The 20,531-nt window shown below is 38.9% G+C and carries 28 protein-coding genes; 25 read left to right on the top strand and 3 right to left on the bottom strand.

The genetic code is table 11. The annotated features are described in order from the left end of the window. Nucleotides 1-21 precede the first annotated feature (21 nt). From MSHOH_RS11405 to MSHOH_RS11440, 8 genes are all read left to right on the top strand, one after another. Nucleotides 22-1,179 (top strand): rolling circle replication-associated protein, encoded by a 1,158-nt coding sequence (locus tag MSHOH_RS11405; RefSeq protein WP_158024129.1) that lies wholly within the window; start codon nt 22-24, stop codon nt 1,177-1,179. A gap of 6 nt (nt 1,180-1,185) precedes the next feature. After that, complete coding sequence (locus MSHOH_RS11410) at nt 1,186-1,587, top strand: hypothetical protein (protein ID WP_048139745.1); 402 nt, start codon at nt 1,186-1,188, stop codon at nt 1,585-1,587. Nucleotides 1,588-1,691: 104 nt separating this feature from the next. Further along, complete coding sequence (locus MSHOH_RS11415) at nt 1,692-1,934, top strand: hypothetical protein (protein WP_048139747.1); 243 nt, start codon at nt 1,692-1,694, stop codon at nt 1,932-1,934. A 6-nt stretch (nt 1,935-1,940) separates the two neighbouring features. Continuing rightward, nucleotides 1,941-2,303 carry a hypothetical protein gene (locus MSHOH_RS11420; protein WP_048139749.1) on the top strand — a complete coding sequence of 121 codons (363 nt, stop codon included), beginning with the start codon at nt 1,941-1,943 and terminating at the stop codon, nt 2,301-2,303. 244 nt (nt 2,304-2,547) lie between these two features. After that, nucleotides 2,548-3,174 (top strand): recombinase family protein, encoded by a 627-nt coding sequence (locus MSHOH_RS11425; RefSeq protein ID WP_052730827.1) that lies wholly within the window; start codon nt 2,548-2,550, stop codon nt 3,172-3,174. Nucleotides 3,175-3,187: 13 nt separating this feature from the next. After that, a complete protein-coding gene (locus MSHOH_RS11430; protein WP_052730828.1) occupies nt 3,188-3,475 on the top strand; it encodes a hypothetical protein in 288 nt (95 codons plus the stop codon). 146 nt (nt 3,476-3,621) lie between these two features. Next, nucleotides 3,622-3,834 carry a hypothetical protein gene (locus MSHOH_RS11435; RefSeq protein ID WP_048139750.1) on the top strand — a complete coding sequence of 71 codons (213 nt, stop codon included), beginning with the start codon at nt 3,622-3,624 and terminating at the stop codon, nt 3,832-3,834. A gap of 63 nt (nt 3,835-3,897) precedes the next feature. Then, the gene (locus tag MSHOH_RS11440; RefSeq protein WP_048139752.1) at nt 3,898-5,181 is read left to right on the top strand and encodes an RNA-guided endonuclease InsQ/TnpB family protein; all 1,284 of its coding nucleotides are present in this window, start codon (nt 3,898-3,900) and stop codon (nt 5,179-5,181) included. A 24-nt stretch (nt 5,182-5,205) separates the two neighbouring features. On the opposite strand, the gene MSHOH_RS11445 is transcribed toward MSHOH_RS11440, so the two are convergent. Continuing rightward, nucleotides 5,206-5,508: a hypothetical protein gene (locus MSHOH_RS11445; RefSeq protein WP_048139754.1), complete on the bottom strand. Its 303-nt coding sequence runs from the start codon at nt 5,506-5,508 to the stop codon at nt 5,206-5,208. An 11-nt stretch (nt 5,509-5,519) separates the two neighbouring features. Continuing rightward, the gene (locus MSHOH_RS24340) at nt 5,520-5,669 is read right to left on the bottom strand and encodes a hypothetical protein (protein WP_162197629.1); all 150 of its coding nucleotides are present in this window, start codon (nt 5,667-5,669) and stop codon (nt 5,520-5,522) included. A gap of 495 nt (nt 5,670-6,164) precedes the next feature. On the opposite strand from MSHOH_RS24340, the gene MSHOH_RS11450 reads away from it, so the two are divergent. The 17 genes from MSHOH_RS11450 to MSHOH_RS11530 all read left to right on the top strand — a co-directional run bounded on the left by MSHOH_RS11450 (nt 6,165) and on the right by MSHOH_RS11530 (nt 19,146). Next, nucleotides 6,165-6,404 (top strand): hypothetical protein, encoded by a 240-nt coding sequence (locus MSHOH_RS11450; RefSeq protein ID WP_048139756.1) that lies wholly within the window; start codon nt 6,165-6,167, stop codon nt 6,402-6,404. A gap of 14 nt (nt 6,405-6,418) precedes the next feature. Then, on the top strand, nt 6,419-6,724 hold the full coding sequence (locus MSHOH_RS11455) for a hypothetical protein (RefSeq protein ID WP_048139758.1): 306 nt from the start codon (nt 6,419-6,421) through the stop codon (nt 6,722-6,724). 13 nt (nt 6,725-6,737) lie between these two features. Then, nucleotides 6,738-7,226 (top strand): hypothetical protein, encoded by a 489-nt coding sequence (locus tag MSHOH_RS11460; RefSeq protein WP_048139760.1) that lies wholly within the window; start codon nt 6,738-6,740, stop codon nt 7,224-7,226. Between the two features lie 23 nt (nt 7,227-7,249). Continuing rightward, complete coding sequence (locus MSHOH_RS11465; protein WP_158024130.1) at nt 7,250-7,903, top strand: hypothetical protein; 654 nt, start codon at nt 7,250-7,252, stop codon at nt 7,901-7,903. Nucleotides 7,904-8,226: 323 nt separating this feature from the next. Further along, nucleotides 8,227-8,871, top strand: a complete 645-nt coding sequence (gene tatC, locus MSHOH_RS26030) for a twin-arginine translocase subunit TatC (protein ID WP_394297769.1) — start codon at nt 8,227-8,229, stop codon at nt 8,869-8,871. Next, the gene (locus MSHOH_RS22830) at nt 8,868-9,035 is read left to right on the top strand and encodes a Sec-independent protein translocase subunit TatA/TatB (protein ID WP_082089331.1); all 168 of its coding nucleotides are present in this window, start codon (nt 8,868-8,870) and stop codon (nt 9,033-9,035) included. The genes tatC and MSHOH_RS22830 overlap by 4 nt, the downstream gene beginning before the upstream one ends. 9 nt (nt 9,036-9,044) lie before the next feature. Continuing rightward, complete coding sequence (locus MSHOH_RS11480; RefSeq protein ID WP_048139768.1) at nt 9,045-11,066, top strand: polysaccharide deacetylase family protein; 2,022 nt, start codon at nt 9,045-9,047, stop codon at nt 11,064-11,066. 42 nt (nt 11,067-11,108) lie between these two features. After that, a complete protein-coding gene (locus MSHOH_RS11485) occupies nt 11,109-11,747 on the top strand; it encodes a hypothetical protein (protein WP_162197630.1) in 639 nt (212 codons plus the stop codon). A gap of 267 nt (nt 11,748-12,014) precedes the next feature. Then, entirely contained in the window at nt 12,015-12,425 is a 411-nt protein-coding gene (locus MSHOH_RS11490; RefSeq protein WP_048139772.1) for a hypothetical protein, read from the top strand. Between the two features lie 13 nt (nt 12,426-12,438). Then, nucleotides 12,439-13,323 (top strand): hypothetical protein, encoded by an 885-nt coding sequence (locus tag MSHOH_RS11495; protein ID WP_048139774.1) that lies wholly within the window; start codon nt 12,439-12,441, stop codon nt 13,321-13,323. Further along, complete coding sequence (locus tag MSHOH_RS11500) at nt 13,324-13,557, top strand: hypothetical protein (RefSeq protein ID WP_048139776.1); 234 nt, start codon at nt 13,324-13,326, stop codon at nt 13,555-13,557. It begins immediately after the preceding gene. 4 nt (nt 13,558-13,561) lie between these two features. Further along, on the top strand, nt 13,562-15,382 hold the full coding sequence (locus MSHOH_RS11505) for a hypothetical protein (protein ID WP_048139778.1): 1,821 nt from the start codon (nt 13,562-13,564) through the stop codon (nt 15,380-15,382). Between the two features lie 68 nt (nt 15,383-15,450). Beyond that, nucleotides 15,451-15,789, top strand: coding sequence for a hypothetical protein (locus tag MSHOH_RS11510; RefSeq protein ID WP_162197631.1), 339 nt, complete (start codon nt 15,451-15,453; stop codon nt 15,787-15,789). Beyond that, entirely contained in the window at nt 15,789-16,088 is a 300-nt protein-coding gene (locus MSHOH_RS11515) for a hypothetical protein (protein WP_048139781.1), read from the top strand. The genes MSHOH_RS11510 and MSHOH_RS11515 overlap by 1 nt, the downstream gene beginning before the upstream one ends. Then, the gene (locus MSHOH_RS11520) at nt 16,088-16,327 is read left to right on the top strand and encodes a hypothetical protein (RefSeq protein ID WP_048139783.1); all 240 of its coding nucleotides are present in this window, start codon (nt 16,088-16,090) and stop codon (nt 16,325-16,327) included. The genes MSHOH_RS11515 and MSHOH_RS11520 overlap by 1 nt, the downstream gene beginning before the upstream one ends. Before the next feature lie 103 nt (nt 16,328-16,430). Then, complete coding sequence (locus MSHOH_RS11525) at nt 16,431-17,255, top strand: hypothetical protein (RefSeq protein WP_048139785.1); 825 nt, start codon at nt 16,431-16,433, stop codon at nt 17,253-17,255. 10 nt (nt 17,256-17,265) lie between these two features. Beyond that, nucleotides 17,266-19,146, top strand: a complete 1,881-nt coding sequence (locus MSHOH_RS11530; protein WP_048139787.1) for a hypothetical protein — start codon at nt 17,266-17,268, stop codon at nt 19,144-19,146. A 134-nt stretch (nt 19,147-19,280) separates the two neighbouring features. On the opposite strand, the gene MSHOH_RS11535 is transcribed toward MSHOH_RS11530, so the two are convergent. Further along, a complete protein-coding gene (locus tag MSHOH_RS11535; protein ID WP_048139789.1) occupies nt 19,281-20,528 on the bottom strand; it encodes a tyrosine-type recombinase/integrase in 1,248 nt (415 codons plus the stop codon). Nucleotides 20,529-20,531 lie beyond the last annotated feature (3 nt).

Below are 20,531 nucleotides of genomic sequence, written 5' to 3' on the forward strand. Positions count from 1 at the left end.
TCTCTGACTAGACTTGATACTATGATAAGCAAAACGGCAAAAAAACCAGAATCCACAGCAGAAGACTCGGAAATAAAAACCAAAAGCGGCAAAACCTATACAAAAATCGAAAACTTAAACAGGGCTTCCCCTGAGCGATTGCAGGCAATATTATTATTAAATAGAATTAATTATTTTGGGTATTATAATAAAGACACATCTACCTTCATCTATACAACAAATGCAAAAAATGAAGTGGATGATTTTTTTCAATCTTATTGTACCCGAGTATCCTCTGAAAAAATAGTCTTAACCCGAGCTCCGGATGGTGACCCTGTATTCAGCCAGGACCTTATAATAAATTATAAAACTCGCTTTACCGATCAGGCCAGACAGCAAGACAACATAAACGGTTTTAGGAGCTCCTACAGAACCCTTCTAAAACGTCATCTGAAAGGGGTCTTCCTCACACTCACCGCCCCTTACAACCCGGCTAAAACTTTATGGGGGGCGAATAAATCCATACTCCAAGCATGGGGCAAAATGAAAGATTTCTTTAACTCAGTCCTTCCTAACAGGTGTGATTGGATCTGTGTACGCGAATTTCAAAAAAACGGCAGATTGCATTTTCATATCCTTATAGGCGGCACAAACTGGCTTGCCTCTAAAAAACTCCTACAGTATACATGGATGAAATATGGCGGGGGTCCTATACTTGACATCCATAGTATACATCACGAACCTGGTAGGGGCTGGCTCTGGTCTAGGTCTCGTCCATCAGAAGCCGAAGGCCAGCAGCCAGAAGACATGTTGGAAAGTTACCTCGAAAAATCAATGTCAAGAGAAGGGGGCGCCCTTTATTGGGCTATGGGCTGCAGAAACTGGACCTGCTCCAAATCCCTCTTGCCTAAAAAAGAAACCGAAACAGTAAAATCAAAAAACAACAACGAAAACCTTCAAAAACAGGAAGAAATAACTAAACAAGTAAAACCTTCAAATAAAAAATATTTCCTTAAAGGGATCATATCCAAAATAACCGGCTTCAGAGCCAGCCACAGAAGCGACTCTGTATCTCTCTTCTCTGGCTCTCTAACAACAAAAAAACGTAATAGTGTAAGTGTTTCAGGTACAAAAATTAAGGAAAAAGAAAAGCCCTCTATAAGCTTCAGACGGGCCACTGACCTATTCATGCAGGGGTAAAAATCAATGTCTCACAAAAAGTACAGAAAACAAATGATCTTTGAACAGATGTCTCAACAGAAATCAGAAACTCTGCCAGTTCCGGACTTCTCCCATGTTCAGGAATCCTGCCAGGATCAGGATAATCCAACATGTTCTCTATGTGGATGCAGCCTGGAAGGCAAAAACATCTACTCCTCATCAAGTTTCTTTATGGGGTCTTCCAGGGGAGATATAGAGGTTCATGTACATTTCTGCTCTCTCACCTGTGAAATCCTCTATGAAATCAATTCTCATCTCTCCTTCATGCCTCAGGATCTCATCATAGATCATCTGATCCATGATCATGGATATGCTCTTGAAGCACTCCTTCAAGCTCTAAAATCTCCAATTGCCAGGGGTGATTCACATGGCTCTCAACCTCATTGAATTCAACAACTACGGCAAATATCTTGAAAAGCTCGGCCTCTCAGAAGAGGCCCGTATCATAGACGAATATGTCTCGTACAGAATAGTTGATCTCGGGTGATCCTATGAAACCAAACATGGAACAAATCAAGTACTTAGAAGATTACTGGGAAATCATAGAAGAAGACATCATAGTAGAAGCAAACATTAGAGCAGAAGAAGATCTCAGAGCAGAAAAATATCATATCTCAATCATGCAGGCTCAGGGCTCTAAACAGCCCTGTAATGATCTTTCACGTGAAGCCGAGATAGCTTTACGTTCTGCTCCTTCTCTCAGCTGGTCAGAATTTATCCAAAAATGGGGGTAAAAAATAATGATTAAAAGAAATGAAAGAATACGCATAGCTGATATGTCGCCAATTCAATCCTCATCAGAGTGTGAATATTTTGGGAGTCAAGACGAATGTATAAAATTATATGCTCTGTGTAAAGCATGCCCGTGTAATCAGTGCTCGGTACGCGAAGACTGCAGAGAAACACAAAATGAAATGTACGATTATATAGAGGGGATACATGGTATTTCTATAACTTGCCCTAAAGAATATGCTCTAGAACTATCTGAAATCATGCTTGGTATAGATAAGTATGTTAAACGAAAAGTAAAGATGATTCCTGGGTGTAAAGTGGATTATAATTTTTTAAACTCTTTTGAGTATGTCAATGATATTGATAACTAATTTATCTCAATAAGAGGACTGCTTTCTTTTCGGTTTTGTATTCCTGGCCGCACAACCGTAGAAAGTTAGATTTCTAACTTTTAATGGATACGGGAACAAAATTTTTTGCAGAAAAAGATACTTTCCTGAAAATCAGAGTAAACAAACTAGTCTTTTTTTATTTTTCTTCCAGAAAACGACCGTTTAACGTTACAATAAATGTATGTGTATAGTTTAAATAGTTTCAGTTACATTAAATGTACTTATGGGAATTATACTAGGTTATGCCAGGACATCAACTTCTAAACAGGATATAGATAATCAGATCATAGCCTTAAAAGAAGCTGGTGTATTACCTGAGAATATTTTTTATGATGAAGGAGTTTCAGGTTTAACTCTGGCTAAGAACAGGAAAGCTTTTAAAAAAGTTTATGAAATGATTCAAAACGGAGAAGTTGATAGGCTTTACGTTTTTGAACTCTCAAGGATAGGGAGGTCCTCGGCTGAAACATTGCAGCTTTTCATAGATATAGAACTTAAAGGAGTACAAATTATTTCCTTAAGTCCTAATGAGGCCTGGACGAAACTTGTAGATGAAAACATGAAAGGAATCAGGAATATCTTTGTCAGTATGTTCGCCTGGTTTGCTGATATAGAAAAAAAATCCCTGTCCGAAAGAACTAAATTAGGTCAGGAAAGAGCAAGGAAAGAAGGAAAGAAAATAGGAAGACCAGAAAGCGAACCGGATAAAAAAGAATACAATAAGCTAAAGGCTACGGGCTTAAAGCCTGCACAGATTGCCAGGGTAATGCAGATCCCTCCCTCTACTCTTTATAAATGGGTCGATAGGTGGGAAGAAGAAGAAAGGATAAAACGAAATCAGGAACTTTAAGGGGGTCTGAAGATTGTTAACTTTTCCAATAAAAAAACAATGGTTTGATATGATAAAGTCTGGAGAAAAAAAGGAAGAATATAGAGAACTAAAGCCCTTCTATATCTCAAGGCTTGGGGCTCTACAGGGGCAGATAATAGACGTTTGTCTAAGGAACGGGTATTCTTCTTCCTCTCCCTCTCTTATTGCCTCCTGTGAGGTCACAACAGGGGCAGGGCTTAAAGCCTGGGGTGCAATCCCTGGAAAATATTATTTTGTTTTAAAAATTCTTTCTGTCAAGAGAGTGCCTAAGGAGGTCTGAAAATTGAAATTAAGCAAATGCTCTGGTTGTGAATATTCAATACTTGATTTCGTCCTACTTATAGGCTGTATAATTGTTTGTTGGGCTTGTATGATTCTCTTAAATTTGCTCATGTTTGCAAGTCCTTAATTAAGGGGGTCTGAAAATTGAAATACTCAGCTGCTGATGTAAATGATATAATTGATGAAATGTGTGATTTAATAAAAGAGTTACTACATTTTCAATATGGATTATGTTTAAAAGATTCAGATTTTATTCAGCTAAAAAAACTCACAAAACAAATAATTGTAACATATCTCTCAATTATTGTCGTGGAGCGCGGAGGTCGCGAAAACCCACTTGCTTTAGCAGTGGGATGAAGCAGAACCTCGTCTCTTCATAAAAGTAAATAGTTATTTATACTATTAATACGTTGTGTATACATAATGCTGAGTATAACAAACAATCTTCATTTAAACAATAAACAATATGAGGCACTTAGAACACTTAGCAGAGCATCTAAAAATCTGTATAATCTAGGGTTGTATAATACAAGGCAGTATTACTTCCAGAATAATTCTTTTTTGAAATATCCTCAGAACTATCATCTTTGTAAGGACGATGCAAATTACAAGATGATGCAGGCAGCAACAGCACAGCAATCTCTAAAGTATGTAGAAAGATCAATGAGAAGTTGGTTTGGTCTGCTGAAGATGTATAAAAATGGACAGCTTGATAAACCTAGTATTCCTCATTACCTTGATAAAGAAGGATATTTCATGATAGCGTTTCCCAAGAATGCTTTTTCTATCAAAAATGGAAAAGTTAGACTAGGTATATCAAACGAATTCAAAAAAGAATATTCTAAAGATCTTCTAACCTTTAAAATTCCCTCGTTCTTGAATAAATCATACATCCAAGAAATCCACATAATCCCTATGTATGATGGAAAATATTTCAAGATAAAATATTGTTACGAAGAGAAAAAACAAACTGTTGACATTGATTACTCTAAATATCTTAGTATAGATCTTGGTGTTTCTAATTTTGCTACATTTGTAGATACCAATGGGACTGCCACAATAATTGACGGTAAGTATGTAAAATCTCTTAACCAATGGTATAACAAAGAAAATGCTAGATTACAGAGTATCAAAGATAAACAAGGAATTAAACAGATTACTAACAGACAGATTAAGTTACTTTCTAAAAGAACAACTAAAATTACTGAATTCATGAATCGAACAGTAGACTACCTCATAAAACACTGTCTTAAAAACAAGATAGGTAATATTTTGATTGGTGAATTAACAGGAATCAAGCAAGGAATTAATCACGGTAGAAGGAATAATCAAAACTTTGTTCAGATTCCTTTTGGTAAGTTTAAAGGTAAATTAGAGAGTAAATGTAATTTTTACGGTATTAAGTATACTCTTGTGGATGAATCCTATACAAGTCAAGTAGACTCTTTAGCTCTCGATCCAATAGAAAAACCTGAGTATGGAAGAACTAGGAGAGTTAAGAGAGGATTGTATAAAAGTTCTACAGGACAGTTAATTAATGCAGATATTAACGGAGCATTAAACATTCTTAGAAAAGTAGTCGGTGATTCGGTAGTAAAACCGATAACCGATAGAGGTCTTGTCAACAGACCAACTAGGCTAAGATTAGCCTATGAATTAAATTGCCAACCCGAAGGGAAAGCAAGCCTCACTGCTTTAGCGTGAGGTAGTTGACTGGTGGTTTTTTAACTAATCAGCCTTTTCTACTTCTATATTTTCTATTTTGCCATTGGGATAATCTATAGAATATATTATTCGTATAATAATCATATCTCCTTTCTCTATATGTTCAGAGAATAATTCAACAGGATAATAAAAAATCTCCTTAGTATCTATTTCTTCTAATTCTATATATCTTCCAGAAAAAGAATTGTTTCCAGTATATATATAAGTCCTCTCATATACCTGCCCTGACTCTACATACATAAAAAGAAAAATAAAAGAAATTAAACTAAATCCTATCAAAACCTTTCCTATTTTCCTCCGGTCCATATAACTCAGCCTCAAATCTGTTTGAGCACACAGCTAAAAATCAGCTTCGTAAGCGTGGACATATCAGTATTATACTTTTTTGCCTTCTTCTGCAAATCAGCTTTCACGTGTCTTGGTAATTTCACAGACAACAATTCAGTATCAGCTTTCTCCTTACTCATCTTTTTTCATCCTCCTGGTCTCCGAATCCCAGGGCCGTTCATTGTCCTCTCAGGTTCCGGGCTGACCTCGTTCTATTTAGACGTAAGACAATGTATATATCAAACTATAAATACATGTTCTATACTAATTATCTTTGTTTATTTTTCATCTTATCTTTTTTAATTCTAATTCCAATAACTATTTATCTTCAAGTTATGGGACCAATAACTATATATTTATGATATTCTGATGTACTTACTAGGGTTTCTTACAAACCTCTCCAAAAAAACGGACTCAAAAATAAGAGGTATATATTTTTGTTTGAAAAGCTAAAAGGCTTCTTAGCAGAGTTCAAAAACAATATAACTATTCTCAAAACTCTCTGTCTATCAAGCATTTCTATAGGTATGTCCTGCTCAAACAGAAAACTAAATAGAGATACTATAGACTATATGAGAGGCTGTATTGATCAGCAAAAACAATCTATCAAACAAAAAAGGTAACAGGTGATACATATGGCAGATATAACAGATGGTGTAATAGGTATGGGGATTTTCGTTATCGTCCTCGCAATCGTGGCAATGATCATATCAAAAATCGCTCCAAATGTAGTTGGTACTGATGACGTATCCAATGCTACAATTGCCACAATTTTCTCAAGCGGCTGGGCTGGCCTCGGTTTAGCAGCAATCGGTGTAGTCGTCTTTGGTGCCGTGCTGATCCTCGGAATTGTAATGGCACTTCGCAGACAGTAAAAAAGGTGAGACCCTTGATCTCATCTATTTATATCTTTTTTGGCTTTGTCACTCTTCTAATTTTCTTCCTTGCTTTCTACGATTTCGGAGCTACACGGTCCAGAGCCGCTATTCTTCCCGCTCTGCTCAGTTTCGCACTCGGTATAATGATGTGTGCGTTTTCCTGGAATATCACTTCTCTATCAGGGGGGGTAGAACTCTCAGCACTGCAGGGATGGGAAAGCTACGCTTTGTCAGGATTCTGGTTCATCATTACAGTAATCGGTTTCCTGCTTACGATGGTAATAGTGCTCGAAACTCCAAAAGATATCTTAGAATAAGGAGGGGGTAAAATTGGAACATATACAAGATGACTATATAGATAACTCTTACATTCCTGGAAACATCCCGGTAAATAATTCCAGATCCTATAACGACCAGCTTGATTTTATAAAAGAACTTCTCAAAAAAGACGAACTGAAAGCGCACATCTCTGAAGATCTTGAAATCTATTTTGACAGCATAGTAAAAAATCTTGCAGTATCAAACTTTTCCGAATCAGAAATACGGCTTATGATCCTGCGCTTCGATGATCTGAAAACAAGCTTCCTTATGCAGTTTCCCCCAGGTGCTTATACTCATGAAATGGAAACTCAATTCACTTCAATGCGAAACGTTCTTTGTGCTGAACTATCACGAGCAAAAGACGGATTCGAACGAAAACTAATGGCAACTAGCATCCAACAATCCTACATGCAGTCTGACCTAAGAGGATATCCCCAATTCCAGCAGACTAGCTCAGGGGGATTCTTTAACAAAATAAGAAGAATGTTTAACAGGTAATAAATAAATAGGCGATGATAAAAATGCTCTTAATAATCCTTCTAATAATCATTGTATTGCTAGGTATAGCTACCCTTACTTTATTCGGGTACTTGCTCGTATCTCTTCCATTTGCTCTCCCGTATCTTATAACCAAATTCAAAAACGGTATACTACTTATTCTAAAAACAGATACAGGAAATTATAGATTTGTCCCTCTTTCTAACAGCTATAATTCTAAAACGTTCGGGACCTTCATCCCAAACCCGGACGCAATAATGCGTATCGCAGGTATATCAGTTGCATTCGCATCTCAAAAAATGGCTGTAATCCCCTCACAGGAAGCATGTGTAGCAGGAACCAAACTCAAAGAAGCTCGGGCAGATGTCTACACAAACATCAATCAAACAGCTGCAGCCGCTGAACAAAAAGGAATCCTAACCAAAGTTGACGTAGATGCTCTCTATATGTACTCTCAGAACATCAGCCCAAACTTCGTCGAAAAGCGAATTGCAATAAGGACAGCTGAAATACTAGCTCAGAATAAGGACCAACTTCAAAAAATGATGGGGTATGCAATGGTATTTTTCATCCTGCTCATCGGTGCAGGCATAGCCTGGCACATGATAAGTTCAGGTTCTGGCTCTGCAGTAGTTGACACAATCTCCACAGCTGCCGGTACAGCTGTTAATATCTGAGGTGACCAATATGAATTATATAAAAATATTAGAATTTTTATATAAATACTTAACAAACATAACTACTCTAAAAATCCTTCTAGGCATCTCTCTTGTAGGTGCCTCCCTTTGCCTTGTAAATGTATTTTCTGGCCTTGCTTGGGCTCCTGGGCTCTGCATCTACAGCGCAGCTGCTTATCTTTTCTATCAGTCGTATCTCTCGATAAAATCAAAAGAGGGTAACATTGTTCTGTTAAACCAATCTAACGATTAATTGCAGTCCTATGGAGGTCTCTATATTGCAGTCTCATATCAGCGAACTCAGGATGCGAATTATCAGAATAATGTTAGTTTCTACGGTCTTGTTTTTCGCTGTATGGGGAAGTTCAGATTATATAATTAGGTTGATCCTGAGCATCACGCCTATGCAAACGCTAACAGTAACGCCTTTCGAGTCAATGACATCCAGGTTCTTGATTACTGGATATCTGGTAATATTAGCTGTATTCCCGTACACAGTGTATGAAGGGTATTGCTTCATATCTCCCGGTCTGTATGAAAAAGAAAAAGTCGTATTAAAAACCGGAATTCCTATAATGTACTGTTCGTACATGCTCGGGGCAATTATCCCTGCATATTTGCTATCAAAATTCATACTCTCTACATTGTCAGGATATGTTATTGCAGGTGTTTCCGGTACTATATCCTTACAATCTCTGATATCTTTCGTATTGACAATGAGCATTATCACAGGTGTAATTTTCTGCATACCTGCGATTTCGGGAGGACTGTCTTATCTTGGAATTCTTAATGCTGAAACGATGAAAAAATACAGAAAACACTTTGTAATTTTTGCTTGTGTTTTTAGCGCAATTGTGACGCCTCCTGATATCATAAGCATGGCGGTCATGACTCTACCAATGGTGGGGCTTTTCGAAATTAGTATTCTGCTATCTAAAGTAATTGAAAGAACGAGGAATAAGAAATGATTGGAACAATGGAATTAATTTGTATTTGTGGGATAGCTGCACTCTTATTTGGAGCGACAAAACTTCCAGAATTCGCTCGGGCACTCGGGAGCAGTGTCGGAGAGTTCAGAAAAGCAAAACTGGAAGTTGATAAAGAAGTTAAAGAGCTTGAAAATAAACAGTGAGGTATTTCTATGGATGAGGGTAGAAGAAAATTTCTAAAATACATGGGTCTTGCAGGTGTAGCAGGTGGGATCGCTATAGCGAACGCACAAAACTCACTCGCTACTACAGTACTATCAGGAAACAAAATTACAACAGATGAAATTGAAGCTCCGACTGGGCGATCTTCTGTATTTGTCGTAGCAGGGAACGACTGTCCAGCCCACATGAAAGCTCAATCGGATTATGTTTGCAACGGCAGCAATGATACGAGCGTGATTAAAAGCGCAATAGCTGCATTGCCAGAAACAGGTGCACGTAAAATACAGTTACTCGGATCGTTTACCAAAACAGGCGACTCTCCTATCGAGATCCCTTCTAATACTCATATCGACCTTGACGGTACTATTACTTCTGGTGTTGTTGGTGATGGGGCGGTGATGTTTTCCGCGACTGACGCAACCGGTATATCAATAACAGGCGGGAGACTTGACGGTAACGCAACAAACCAGTCTGCTGGATACAGGGTCTTAATCTTACTTACAAATGTCTCCAATGCACGGATTGATACATACCTGACTAACGTATCAGTCACTGAAGACGATGAATACGCAACGGTAAACGGCGCTTACGTCAAGCAGGTGGGAAAGTGTTATGGGAATTCCATCACAAACAGGAAATTTCCTAACATTCTTAATGTCGTGCCCCAGTCAAGCCCGGTAACTCAAAATTCAGAAGGATTACTAATCTCAAATTGTGATACGGGATGGACGCTTGGGTCTAATGCTTCATACTCGACTGTCGAGGGGACGTTCCTAACAAACGGCAAGTCCTTGAAGATGCCTTACAATAGTGGCAGATCAGAGTTTACTTTGCCTGCTGGGGTGGACTTCAGACAATGCATTTTGCATGTGCTTGTAAAGTTTGATACTATCCCTACGGGTAGCGCTACCCTCAAAGCTCATTTTATGACCGACTCGATCACAAACAGGGTCGGGGACGAAATGCGTGTAACCAATAACGCAATAATTGATAGATGGATACACCTTACATTCCATCCATGTCAGCCGTCAGCATGGTATGACACTTCAGGTAATTATGATGATTCAAGAATGACGCGGATAGGGCTAACGTTCACAGCTCCAAGCGGCAACGCTTACGTGGACCGTGTTTGGTATACTCATAACTCAATGCCTATCATCAGTTTCAGCTTCGATGACGCATGGAAAGAAGCGTGGGATACCTACGGGGCAGTGCTCAGAAAGTACGGCCTGTCAGGTGTATGGGGCTTCAATCCTGGGATGTCAATCCCTTCAAATTTCATGTCACTAGCTGACCTGAGAGAGGCTCATGATTGCGGGCACGAAATAATCAATCATACCTGGAATCATAGAGCACTGTCCTATAATTCCGCTGCATCCTGCGAAGATCAGGCACTAGCAGGACAAGATTTTCTTGTCTCAAACGGATTCACTGACGGGGCTAGATTCCTGCTTTTGTGTTACACGGGTCAGATGAGCACAGAAGGTTTTGACGCTCTCAGGAATCATATGTATTTCCCGAGTACGATTCAGAGAATTAACCCTTTACCGGAACTTCCCTATCCTTATCTATTCCGTTATGCTCCTGCTTCTGTTGCTGCGTGGCAAACAGCAGTGGACGCGGTTTGTTCAAGGGGAGGTTGGCTAATCTACTATACGCATACTCCAAGTATGGCAGGTTCGCCAACGGTTGAGGATTTCGAAGCAATGGTTCAATACGTCATTTCTAAAAAAGTAAAAGTCGCAACATTCTCTGAGGTTTTCGACGTATACAGCAGAATTCCAGTTGATTACAGCAAAAAATCTGGATCTGCAACTATTACCGCAGGATCGACAAGTATTGTCGTGACTCATGGGCTACCAAGGTCTCCAATGCATGTAATTCTATCCCCAACAACTGACGTAGATAGCAAAACATACTATGTGAGCGAAAAAACAGCAACTACGTTTACAATTTCCATTAGTAGTGCGTCCGGTTCTAATATTTCGTTCGATTGGACTGCATCAATATGAGGTGATGGTATGCGTTATCCACTTTTTCTTATTGGGGTGCTTATGTTAGTCTTCCCTGTATCTGCCGTTACTATTCCGGATGATGTAATTATCGGATTAGGTAATGCGAATCTATCCGTGGATAATCTAACATCTGATAGCTTCATAGTAGAAAATGATACGTTTTCGTTCTACATATCTGATAATTGGCATAGCCTGCAATTAAGCGATACTGAATCAGATAGTAATGTGTGGTTCTCAATCTCGACATGGACTTCTTCACAAAAAGTCTGGACTGTCTCGTCCGACACTCAGCAGATAATAACTCATATGATAGGGGGGTTTCCTGCAAACAGGAATATAATAGTTTATCGAGACGGTGTAAAATATGATACTATACACTCAGATAGTTCAGGGGCTCTTACCTGGGTCTATGACGGGGGATTTTCAGAACATACATTTTCAATGATAGTAGGCTCAACAGACACTAATTCTTTCCCTATCTATCATCAGCTGCTCGGGGCTCTTGTGTTAGGGGCAATGGTAATTTTTGTCCTGGCTGCAGCTATCCTGATAGGTATACTGTACCACTTCAAAAACGGGGAATCTTTCGACCCAATTTCGCTAACACTTGGGCTCTTGTCTGCTATAGTAGTTTTTAGCATTGCTGCAATAATTCTTTCAAAATTGCTAACTCTATAAGGAGGTACAAAACTGCACACAATTACCTGCTACATCTCAGGTTTCTTTGGAAAAGAAAGAGAACAAGTCCTAAAACTGCCTCGGGTCCTTCTCCGGGGCTATAATTTTTCGAACACTAAAAACTTTAAATCAACTCCAAAAATAAATAGAAAACTTCTTTACTGGCTCTTACATTTTAATTCTATAGTCAGCAAAGATAAATATATAGATAATTTAAATTCAACACACTATAAACAAAATCTAATAATTTAATCGGCGGTGGGCAACATGGGATTTTATGATAACAACCAGTATCAGCAAGCAGGATTCAAAGCAATGGAGCGTTATGATATCACGCTCAGAGTCATTGAATGTATAGATCTAATGGGGGATCTGTTCACGACTCTCAGGTTCGGAGGCATTAATCAAGATTCAAAATTAGTCTATGAATCCTTTATTAACGCTTTTTTCAAAGTTTTTCATATAACGGCAAGTATGCTCACTGATAAAGACATTGAATTAATAACAAGTATCGAATCCGCTTTCACGTGCGATCTGTCTATATCTCCAGAAAACGCAAGCAAATTCCTCAAGCTATACGAAGATTATCTCTTTGCAATGAAAAAAGCGGGAATCTATGACCCAATGGTAATAAAAAAATACCTGAATCCAGGGGACGCCTGGACAGATTCAGTATAAGGGGGTAATATCAATGAGTTGGGCAGATAAACTTAGATCTCAGGCTTCAATCATTCATCAAAATGAACAAGATTTCGAAAGTGAATTAATAGAGCAGGAAAAAAAAATCCTGCCTCTCTTAACTCATACTGTAAAAAATGCAAAAAAATACTGTGAAGAGAACAGGCAGGACTGGGTAGTTTTCATTACAGGAAATGAGGGTTCTGGTAAGTCCACTCTGGCCTCTCATGTCTGTAATCTATTTGACCCACAATACTCTCTAGATGACTCTATGATATATAGTTTCAGAGGAGAAAAAAACAGTTTCCTTAACTTCATAAACAAATACAAAGACACTCCGGGAAAAGTCGGATGGTACGATGAAGCCGTAACTGTCATGTTTTCTCACAGACATTCTGGAAAAGATAGTGCCGATGTCCAGGAACTTTTCAAAATAAAAAGGGACTGTAGACACTATGATATTCTCGTTTCTCCGTCATTCTGGGATATCGTCCCTGATATCCGGGAAAGGCGAATAAAAAGCCTGTTGTACTGCTTCACTGAGGTCTATCATCCGACTGCAGGCAGAACTAGGTATAGGCATATGTACGCCTACTATTCTGGATCGAAAATTATCAAACTTTCCGGAAACAAAAAAGCAAAACTCGCTTTCAGGTCCTATAAAGAACTCTTCAAAATAGTAAGACCTGACTTCATTGAAGAATTCCCTGACATGACTCCTAAATTCAAAGAAAAATACCTCTCTGCAAAAAGATCAAACAGGGATGATGTCCTGGAACGAATAGAAGGAATTACTGAAAAAGTAGGTACTGAAAAACTGTTAGAATCCTTCGACCTATCAGAACTGAAAGAAGACCTTCTGAAACTCAATCCTAACGCTTTTCAGGAGGCGGTTTAAGTGGCTGCGTGGAACTGGATTGTAATTATCTTTACGGTCCTGGGCTTTGGCCTGCTCTATGCTGCAACATATGATGTTGTCAAGGACATGCACGAACACGCATACACAGGAGACGCAAAAGCACAAACAGGAGCTAACATAGTATGGCTCTGCTGGAAATATTCTCCAGTAGCAGTTCTTTTTGCATGTATGATCTACGGGTTCACGGTAGCTCAAAAGCCAACATACAGGTGATACGATGAAATTATCTATCTCTTTCTTCCTTTCTCTATTCCTTCTTTTTCTATTCTCTTCTTCGGCCTCAGCCGCAAACATCCTTACAGCTGACAGCAGTCTTGAAAACTGGGATGATGGAAACACACTCATAGACTGGGACAATACGGCAGGAGTAAGCCGTGTAACTTCACCGGTCCATTCTGGGACTTACGCAGCTTCTATTTACGGGGGCGGTACAAACAGTATATCTCAAACAATATTAAGTATTGAGGGCTACAGCCACGTAAGTTATGCTTTTTGGATTCGAAAAGAAACGTATACAACGTGCCATGTCAATGTTACATTTTACGACTCAGAAAACAACATCCTAAAAAACACGTATACACAAGTTGATGGTGTAGGCAGTATTTCGACCTGGACACAATACTCAGGATCTATCGAGATCCCGGCAGGCGCAAGCAAGGTAACATGTAGTATAGTATCCTCTTATTTCGATGCATCACGCCGGATCTATATAGACGATGCACTATTTACAATAGTAGATAGTACGCCTGCAGACAGTATAATAATAGCAGCAACCTCTCCTTACAATACTATCTCTCTATTATACGGTAATCCGGTAAGCTCGGATACGTACAAATTAACTGTTTCTCCTAACAGCGATTATACTCTACCCGTATATTCAATTGTTACAACCTCCTCCAGTTATACAGTCTATCTCTATCCTGATAATTATTTCTGGAAAGTAGAGGTTCTTAATTCCACATCAGAAGCATATAAAACAAAACTAGAACGGTCATTCACAATATCCGAAGCTGCAGATGTGCCGGGATATATATCAATCACTGCAAAAAATGAAAGCAGCTTAACAGATCTAAATAATTTTAGCGTCCTCCTGAGAAACGACACGGCTTCATTATCTAAAACTACAACAGGAGGAACGATTTCTTTTTCAGGCTCGGAAATATCTTCAGGGGAATATATCGCAACAATCCGGAGCGAAGGATATAACCCCAGGACTTATATTCTTAATTCTCCGGAAAACCTGACGGCATACATGCCAAACAGTACTGAAACAGTAGTAATAGGTTTCAGCCTGATAGATTATACAAACAATTTCAAATACACTGATACGCAGCTCACAATTACACATGCAGGAAACATTATTTCTAAAACCTATTTTGATGCTTCAGGCGAATCTAATGTTTATCTCCTAGCAGACACTGTTTACGATATCACAGTTAGCAGCGGACAGTATACAAGGACATTAGGGTCCTATACTCCTGTTGCGTCAGAATCTTTCAGCCTCATAGTTGGAAACATCGAAATAGTTACACAGTCAAGCACATTCGGAGGATTCAATTATTCTCTGTCCAAAACAAATACAAGCGTGACCCTAAACTGGTTCGCTCCTGCTAATTCTCTTAACGAGCCTTTTATTTATTCGATTTACGATGCAAACGACACTCAGGTATTCCAGCATATAACATCAGCTCCGGTTGGTGCGGCTACATATGTCTATTCTGATTCTACAGAACAGTACAAAATATCATTATACGCAAACACTACGGGAGGTATTTTTCAACACTCTGAATATGTCAGGGGCACAGAACAACTTTTGGACCTGCAAATTCCGGACAAATGGTACAACATAATCTCAATTTTCATAATTTTCGTAGTTGCTCTTCTGTTTTCGTATATCTCTGCTGCATTAGGTGCTTTTGTCGTAGGGCTCTTTGTCGTTGGCCTGTACGTAATCGGGATGCTCAAAATATCCGGGCTAATAGTATCAATAATAATAGTAGTGGGGTTGCTTTCTCTATTTAAAGATAAAAATACATAAGAGTAATAAAAGTATATATAAAAGGAGAATCTAAAATGAAACTATATAGTATATCATTATTCTTACTAATGGTAAATATTTCTATAGCTCTACTTGTAGGCTCTGGGATCATCCCGGTACAAATCCAAACTTTATCAATCTCAGAAAGCGATTTCTCTTCAAACGTACCTGATCAGTTTTCATATAGCAATGCTGATATAGGTCTATATCTGTTTGGAGATTTCCCGCGAGCTATAGGGATGTTGGCAAAAATATTTATTTTCTCTCCGATAATATTAGCACTACTACTATCTGAGGCTGGCTTACACTCGTCTATAGTGGGAGTCGTTGGAATCTGCCTCTGGATCATCTATCTGGCAGGTATAGCACAGCTCGTAATGAAATACAGCCTGGAGGGAAATTCCTAATGTACAACGAAACTTTCTTATCAATGCTATCAGGTGAAAATTTCGACCTGTTGGGTTTTTTTGTAGCTCCCTACACTAATCTCATAGGTAATTACTTTTGGTTATTAGTGGGTTTTGTCCCTGTCGTCATTATGTTCCTCAAATCTCAGGACGTGGCCATTCCTTTGATGTGTGGGCTCTTGTTTACAGCAGCTTTCGGTTTCGCTTTCCCTCATAACCTGGGGGTAGCTCTCATAATGCTGCTCGGTACAGGGATAGGTGCCATGCTTTTCAAAACATTCAAAGGAGTTGGTAATTGATGTTATGGGCTGCACTTTTCGTTCTAATAGGTTTGTTTGTGCTCTGTGTAGGATATTTTGAGCTTACAGGGCCGATAATGCAAATAATCAACATAATGCAAGAAAACGGAGCTCCAGAATGGATTATGGACATTCTAAAGCTCGGCTATCATGGATTTTATATAATCGTGGCTATCGGACTGATAGTCTACCTCATAATATCAGCAACAAGCGAAGAACCGGATACTTACAGGATGTGATATCATAAACAAAAAATCAATATCAATAGCAATACTCTTAATCTTTTTATCTGCAACAGTCGGAGAGGCTGTAAGCTGGAATTATGTCTCATACAAAAACAAAATGGAACCGCAATCAAGCAACTTTGCTATTGGTGGCTATAAAGCAGTCCTGAAAGATTATTCAATGAACTGGGACGGGGATGTCATAGCTGTAATGTTTGACATCTCAAAAAACGATCAGTACGAAGAGACTATTATAATCAAGCTCGGGCAGACAGAAGAATTTGCAGATGGGCTGTACAAAATCGCCTTTGATTCTTATACTCAAAACTTCGGTATCAAATGCAGTTTGCACGCTGCAGTAGTGCCAACTTTCATAGTCTCGGCAACAACAAAAGAAAAGCAAGGCTATAATCTAACAACAGTCTGCATAAAAGTCGAAACAGCAAACGCGGAAAAAGTAAAAACTACCTGGAAGACTGAAGGCATCTCCTTAAAGACAAAACTGCAGTCTAAGAGCTACGAATCTGTATCCAAAAACACTAACCTTACAAACACTACTATAAAATGGTCCGGTGATGGTAAGGTTCACTTAACAATTTCATATGTAGTAGACGGGAAAACGAAAGAACAATCCTATGAAATTCTTTCCCTCGCTACAACCGAAAAAACAAGTTATAGCTCTACAAAAGTATCAAGTGAAAAAAAGATCTTTCTCAATTCTTCTATTTCAGCCCTCAAATACGCTAATCTAACAGACTCCCAAACAGCCAGCCTAAAAACAATCTCAGGAGCATCAAAACAAACAAAAATAAAAGTTCCTGCTGCAAGAGTCCTGGCAGAAAGGAAAAAATTAATAAAATCTATAGACAGAGCACTAATATATATAGATTTCTCAGAAAAAGATAAAGAATCATTACTTTCAATAAAAAATGAATTAATCTAAAGGTGATAACATGGCGAAAACAGGATCAGTAACTATAAAAGGCAGAAACGGTACATCAGCAAGCGGCAAGACGGTATCTGTCTACTCTCCGCAATACAGTGCAACAACAGGTCAAGACGCTCCGGACAGGGGTACAACAAGCGCAGCTGTCCAGCTCTCCGATGAATTCACAGAAGAGCAAAAAGAAGCCGCAAAAAATACGGGCCTCTCATATCAGGAGGTCAAAGCTCAGGCTGCAGCTGAGGAAGCTGCGAAGCAGGCCGCAGCACAGCGCGAAGCTCAGGCCCTGGCTGAAGAAGCGGAGATCAGAAACGCTCTAACAAAAAGTGAATCCGGAAACACCCAGGAAGAACTTTCAAATCTATACCAGAAAAAATTAGCAGGCGAGTACAACCCATCCAGGGGAGATATAGTCAATCCTGCCGCAAGAGCTGCATATGTCTCAAAAGTAGAAGCCGCAGAAGCTGCAGCACAAAAAACCGCACAAAAGAAAGCAGAAGCAAAAGAAGCCGAAGCCGCAGCAAAAAATAAAGAAAAAATAATAGATCCCTCTGTAGGGCTCACAGAAGAATTCTATTCTGGGCTAGGAGAATACACTCCTGAGCAACAGCAGAAACTCATAGAAGGGCGGCTAAAACTCAGAGATCAGGCAGAACAATCAGCAGCAAATCAGGGTCATCTCTATGATCAGCTTGCAGGCTGGCAGGATGACTATAAGACAGCCACAAAAGACGTAACAAAATCCAAAGCAGTAGAGGTTATCACAGGCCTAACATCAAAAGCAAAAGAAAAACTATCTACTGTAGCGGATAATTCCGTATTAGATATTCCTCTTACAAGCCTGGGGACTGTCATAGGCGGGGCTGGCTCTGTAATAGAACACTCAGAAGCCGCGATAAAAACAGGAGGTAAATCTCTATCTCCGGACATAAAAACTCTGGCTGTAGGGACCGCTATAACTCCCTTCGCGACTGTGGATGCAGCTGCAAACATAGCCGGGACAAAAGGAACAAAAATAGATACTGAAGCTGTCCAGCTCTTGTCTGATGTTGCGGTCACTACTGCAGTCCTCGGTCTTGCAGGGAAAGCAGCCAAACCAATAGGAAAAAGCAGCGCAAAACTAATAGAATCCGGAGGCCGGAAAATAGATGATATTTCTATGAACCTGAAACCTCTAATGGCTGATGAATCAGCTTCCCTCGGTGGTCAGGTACTTATCCAAAAAACTAAAATAGAACATGTACCCACAATAAAACTAAAAGGAAAACAAGTGTCTGAACAAAAAATTCAAATGGTGGGAAGTATGAAAAGTAAACCTAGAACAAGCGGGGGATATAGGCGCGCAATGTCTCAGAGCCGCAAATCTTCTTACACAAAAAATCTAATGAGAAACGCATTAGAACAGGAACAAATTTCTATAGGGAAACAAGTTTCAAAACAAAAAACGTCTATGCTCCAATTATCATCTTTAGTTTCAACAGGGGCTACAATAAAAGGACTTGCTACTCAGATCCCTCAGCAAAAACAACTCCTTGGCCAGGTACAACAACCCTCTATCCTGAACATCCCGAAAATCACTCCAAAAGAGCAAAGCACGCAGGCCCAGGTAACTCCTGCTATATTCAAATCGGTGAACAAATCCAGATATGATCAGCCCTCTCTATCAATCCCTCAAATCTCACCAGCTCCTGCAGAAACCCCTAAACAAAACCCAATATATCCTATAATATTTTCCAGGGACCCAGCTCCAAAAAAAGCAAAGCTTAAATCAGATCTCTCTACAAAACAGGACTTCTCCTTTGAGCTTCCAGGCGGGAATTTTGGCTCTCGAACAAAAAAACATTATGTCCAAGATCCAGCAGAATTGATTTTCGGAAAAAAGAAAAAGTAAAAGTTCAAGACAAACTAATTATAATCCCTTTAGAAAGGTTTTCTCAAGAGTGCCTTACATCACGCTGGCACTCAAGAGATTAACAAACCTGCCTCAAACCCTGCAAGCTCACAGTAAGAAAAAAAGGGGAATTTTCATTCTTTCATTTTCTTCATTAATTCTATTGCTTCAGGGCTCCGAATGAGAAGCTGTAATAATTCGGTTGTATTTTGCCCTAACTCCTTAATTTTTTCCATCTCGTCTTTCATCCTCTGAATTTCAGAATTTTCAATAGTCGCTCTTACAGTCTCACGCGCGAGTATTTCATTTTCGGTTTTCAGCTTTTTGTACTCTGGGCTTTCGGAAAAATTAAGCTCTTTCTGAATTGTCAGGTAGGGTACATATTTCTGATATATCTCTCTAAGCTTCTCTGGGCTGGCTCTGAAATATGCCGCCCTGGTATCATCAAGAGTATGGCCCATAGTATATTCTACAAAAAAAGAATCTGCTCCGGCATTAAGCAGGGCACTATTATAATATTTTCTCATATTGTGGGATCTTATACAATTGAAATCTCCTTTCGGTGTGTTTTTTCTCGCTTTCGTGGATACCTCTCTATACATTTTCATTGAAGAATCATGTTTGAATTTCCGTCCCTCTTCATCATGATTTTTTAAATACTTATCTGGGATTTTCCGTTTTACGAATAAATAACCGTCATCAGAAAACACCTTCTGTTTTTCAAGATGTCTAATTTTTCTTTCATCTTTTGTGTCATCCGTCCGGGCACGATACTCTAAATAATTATTAACTGCTCTGGATGCCTCAGGGCTTAAAAAAGTAATAAAATCCACATCTTCTTTATGTCTCCTTAGGTCTAATGTGGTAATCTCTGTTTCCGGATCATATCCGTTTCTAAAATCTGATATCCTCAAATTCATTATCTCTTGTTCAGCTAATCCTGATGACGCGGCAACTAATAATATTGCAGTTTCTAAAACATCAGAAACTTTTAAACAGTCTTGTATATCTTCTTTTGTAGGGATATCTTTGTTTTTCTGCAGCCCTTTAGCCTTTTTGCTTTTGATTTTTGGGATCTGAATGTCAAAAGCATTATAAAAAGAAATTACTCCTGTCATATACATTTTGACTGAAAGAGGTGCAAGTCCCCTTTCCTGCAAATGTTTTCTAAAACTAACAAGGTCCATTTTTATTTTTCTTTCAGACATTACCTTTTTAAGGTCTTTCTGTGCCTCAACTAATAGTTCCTTAGGAGTTTTTTCTCTAAACTCTGTGTAATGTCTCATCCCGATAATGTAATTATTTATAGTTGTGGGTCGTGCATCTATCAAGGTTATCCAATCAGAAATAATTTTATCCTTTTTCAGTTCAAAAATTTCCATACT

Source organism: Methanosarcina horonobensis HB-1 = JCM 15518 (assembly GCF_000970285.1).
GTDB lineage: Archaea > Halobacteriota > Methanosarcinia > Methanosarcinales > Methanosarcinaceae > Methanosarcina > Methanosarcina horonobensis.

What these genes read in the sequence shown, in the direction of transcription:
- MSHOH_RS22830 (WP_082089331.1), top strand. Translation starts at nt 8,868, where the DNA reads ATGATTGGAACAATGGAATTAATTTGTATTTGTGGGATAGCTGCACTC.
- MSHOH_RS11405 (WP_158024129.1), top strand. Translation starts at nt 22, where the DNA reads ATGATAAGCAAAACGGCAAAAAAACCAGAATCCACAGCAGAAGACTCG.
- MSHOH_RS11520 (WP_048139783.1), top strand. Translation starts at nt 16,088, where the DNA reads ATGTTATGGGCTGCACTTTTCGTTCTAATAGGTTTGTTTGTGCTCTGT.
- MSHOH_RS11450 (WP_048139756.1), top strand. Translation starts at nt 6,165, where the DNA reads ATGGCAGATATAACAGATGGTGTAATAGGTATGGGGATTTTCGTTATC.
- MSHOH_RS11425 (WP_052730827.1), top strand. Translation starts at nt 2,548, where the DNA reads ATGGGAATTATACTAGGTTATGCCAGGACATCAACTTCTAAACAGGAT.
- MSHOH_RS11495 (WP_048139774.1), top strand. Translation starts at nt 12,439, where the DNA reads ATGAGTTGGGCAGATAAACTTAGATCTCAGGCTTCAATCATTCATCAA.
- MSHOH_RS11420 (WP_048139749.1), top strand. Translation starts at nt 1,941, where the DNA reads ATGATTAAAAGAAATGAAAGAATACGCATAGCTGATATGTCGCCAATT.
- MSHOH_RS11525 (WP_048139785.1), top strand. Translation starts at nt 16,431, where the DNA reads ATGGAACCGCAATCAAGCAACTTTGCTATTGGTGGCTATAAAGCAGTC.
- MSHOH_RS11510 (WP_162197631.1), top strand. Translation starts at nt 15,451, where the DNA reads ATGGTAAATATTTCTATAGCTCTACTTGTAGGCTCTGGGATCATCCCG.
- MSHOH_RS11515 (WP_048139781.1), top strand. Translation starts at nt 15,789, where the DNA reads ATGTACAACGAAACTTTCTTATCAATGCTATCAGGTGAAAATTTCGAC.
- MSHOH_RS11445 (WP_048139754.1), bottom strand. Translation starts at nt 5,508, where the DNA reads ATGGACCGGAGGAAAATAGGAAAGGTTTTGATAGGATTTAGTTTAATT.
- MSHOH_RS11535 (WP_048139789.1), bottom strand. Translation starts at nt 20,528, where the DNA reads ATGGAAATTTTTGAACTGAAAAAGGATAAAATTATTTCTGATTGGATA.
- MSHOH_RS11465 (WP_158024130.1), top strand. Translation starts at nt 7,250, where the DNA reads ATGCTCTTAATAATCCTTCTAATAATCATTGTATTGCTAGGTATAGCT.
- MSHOH_RS11410 (WP_048139745.1), top strand. Translation starts at nt 1,186, where the DNA reads ATGTCTCACAAAAAGTACAGAAAACAAATGATCTTTGAACAGATGTCT.
- MSHOH_RS11485 (WP_162197630.1), top strand. Translation starts at nt 11,109, where the DNA reads ATGTTAGTCTTCCCTGTATCTGCCGTTACTATTCCGGATGATGTAATT.
- MSHOH_RS11505 (WP_048139778.1), top strand. Translation starts at nt 13,562, where the DNA reads ATGAAATTATCTATCTCTTTCTTCCTTTCTCTATTCCTTCTTTTTCTA.
- MSHOH_RS11530 (WP_048139787.1), top strand. Translation starts at nt 17,266, where the DNA reads ATGGCGAAAACAGGATCAGTAACTATAAAAGGCAGAAACGGTACATCA.
- tatC (WP_394297769.1), top strand. Translation starts at nt 8,227, where the DNA reads ATGTTAGTTTCTACGGTCTTGTTTTTCGCTGTATGGGGAAGTTCAGAT.
- MSHOH_RS11415 (WP_048139747.1), top strand. Translation starts at nt 1,692, where the DNA reads ATGAAACCAAACATGGAACAAATCAAGTACTTAGAAGATTACTGGGAA.
- MSHOH_RS11490 (WP_048139772.1), top strand. Translation starts at nt 12,015, where the DNA reads ATGGGATTTTATGATAACAACCAGTATCAGCAAGCAGGATTCAAAGCA.
- MSHOH_RS24340 (WP_162197629.1), bottom strand. Translation starts at nt 5,669, where the DNA reads ATGAGTAAGGAGAAAGCTGATACTGAATTGTTGTCTGTGAAATTACCA.
- MSHOH_RS11480 (WP_048139768.1), top strand. Translation starts at nt 9,045, where the DNA reads ATGGATGAGGGTAGAAGAAAATTTCTAAAATACATGGGTCTTGCAGGT.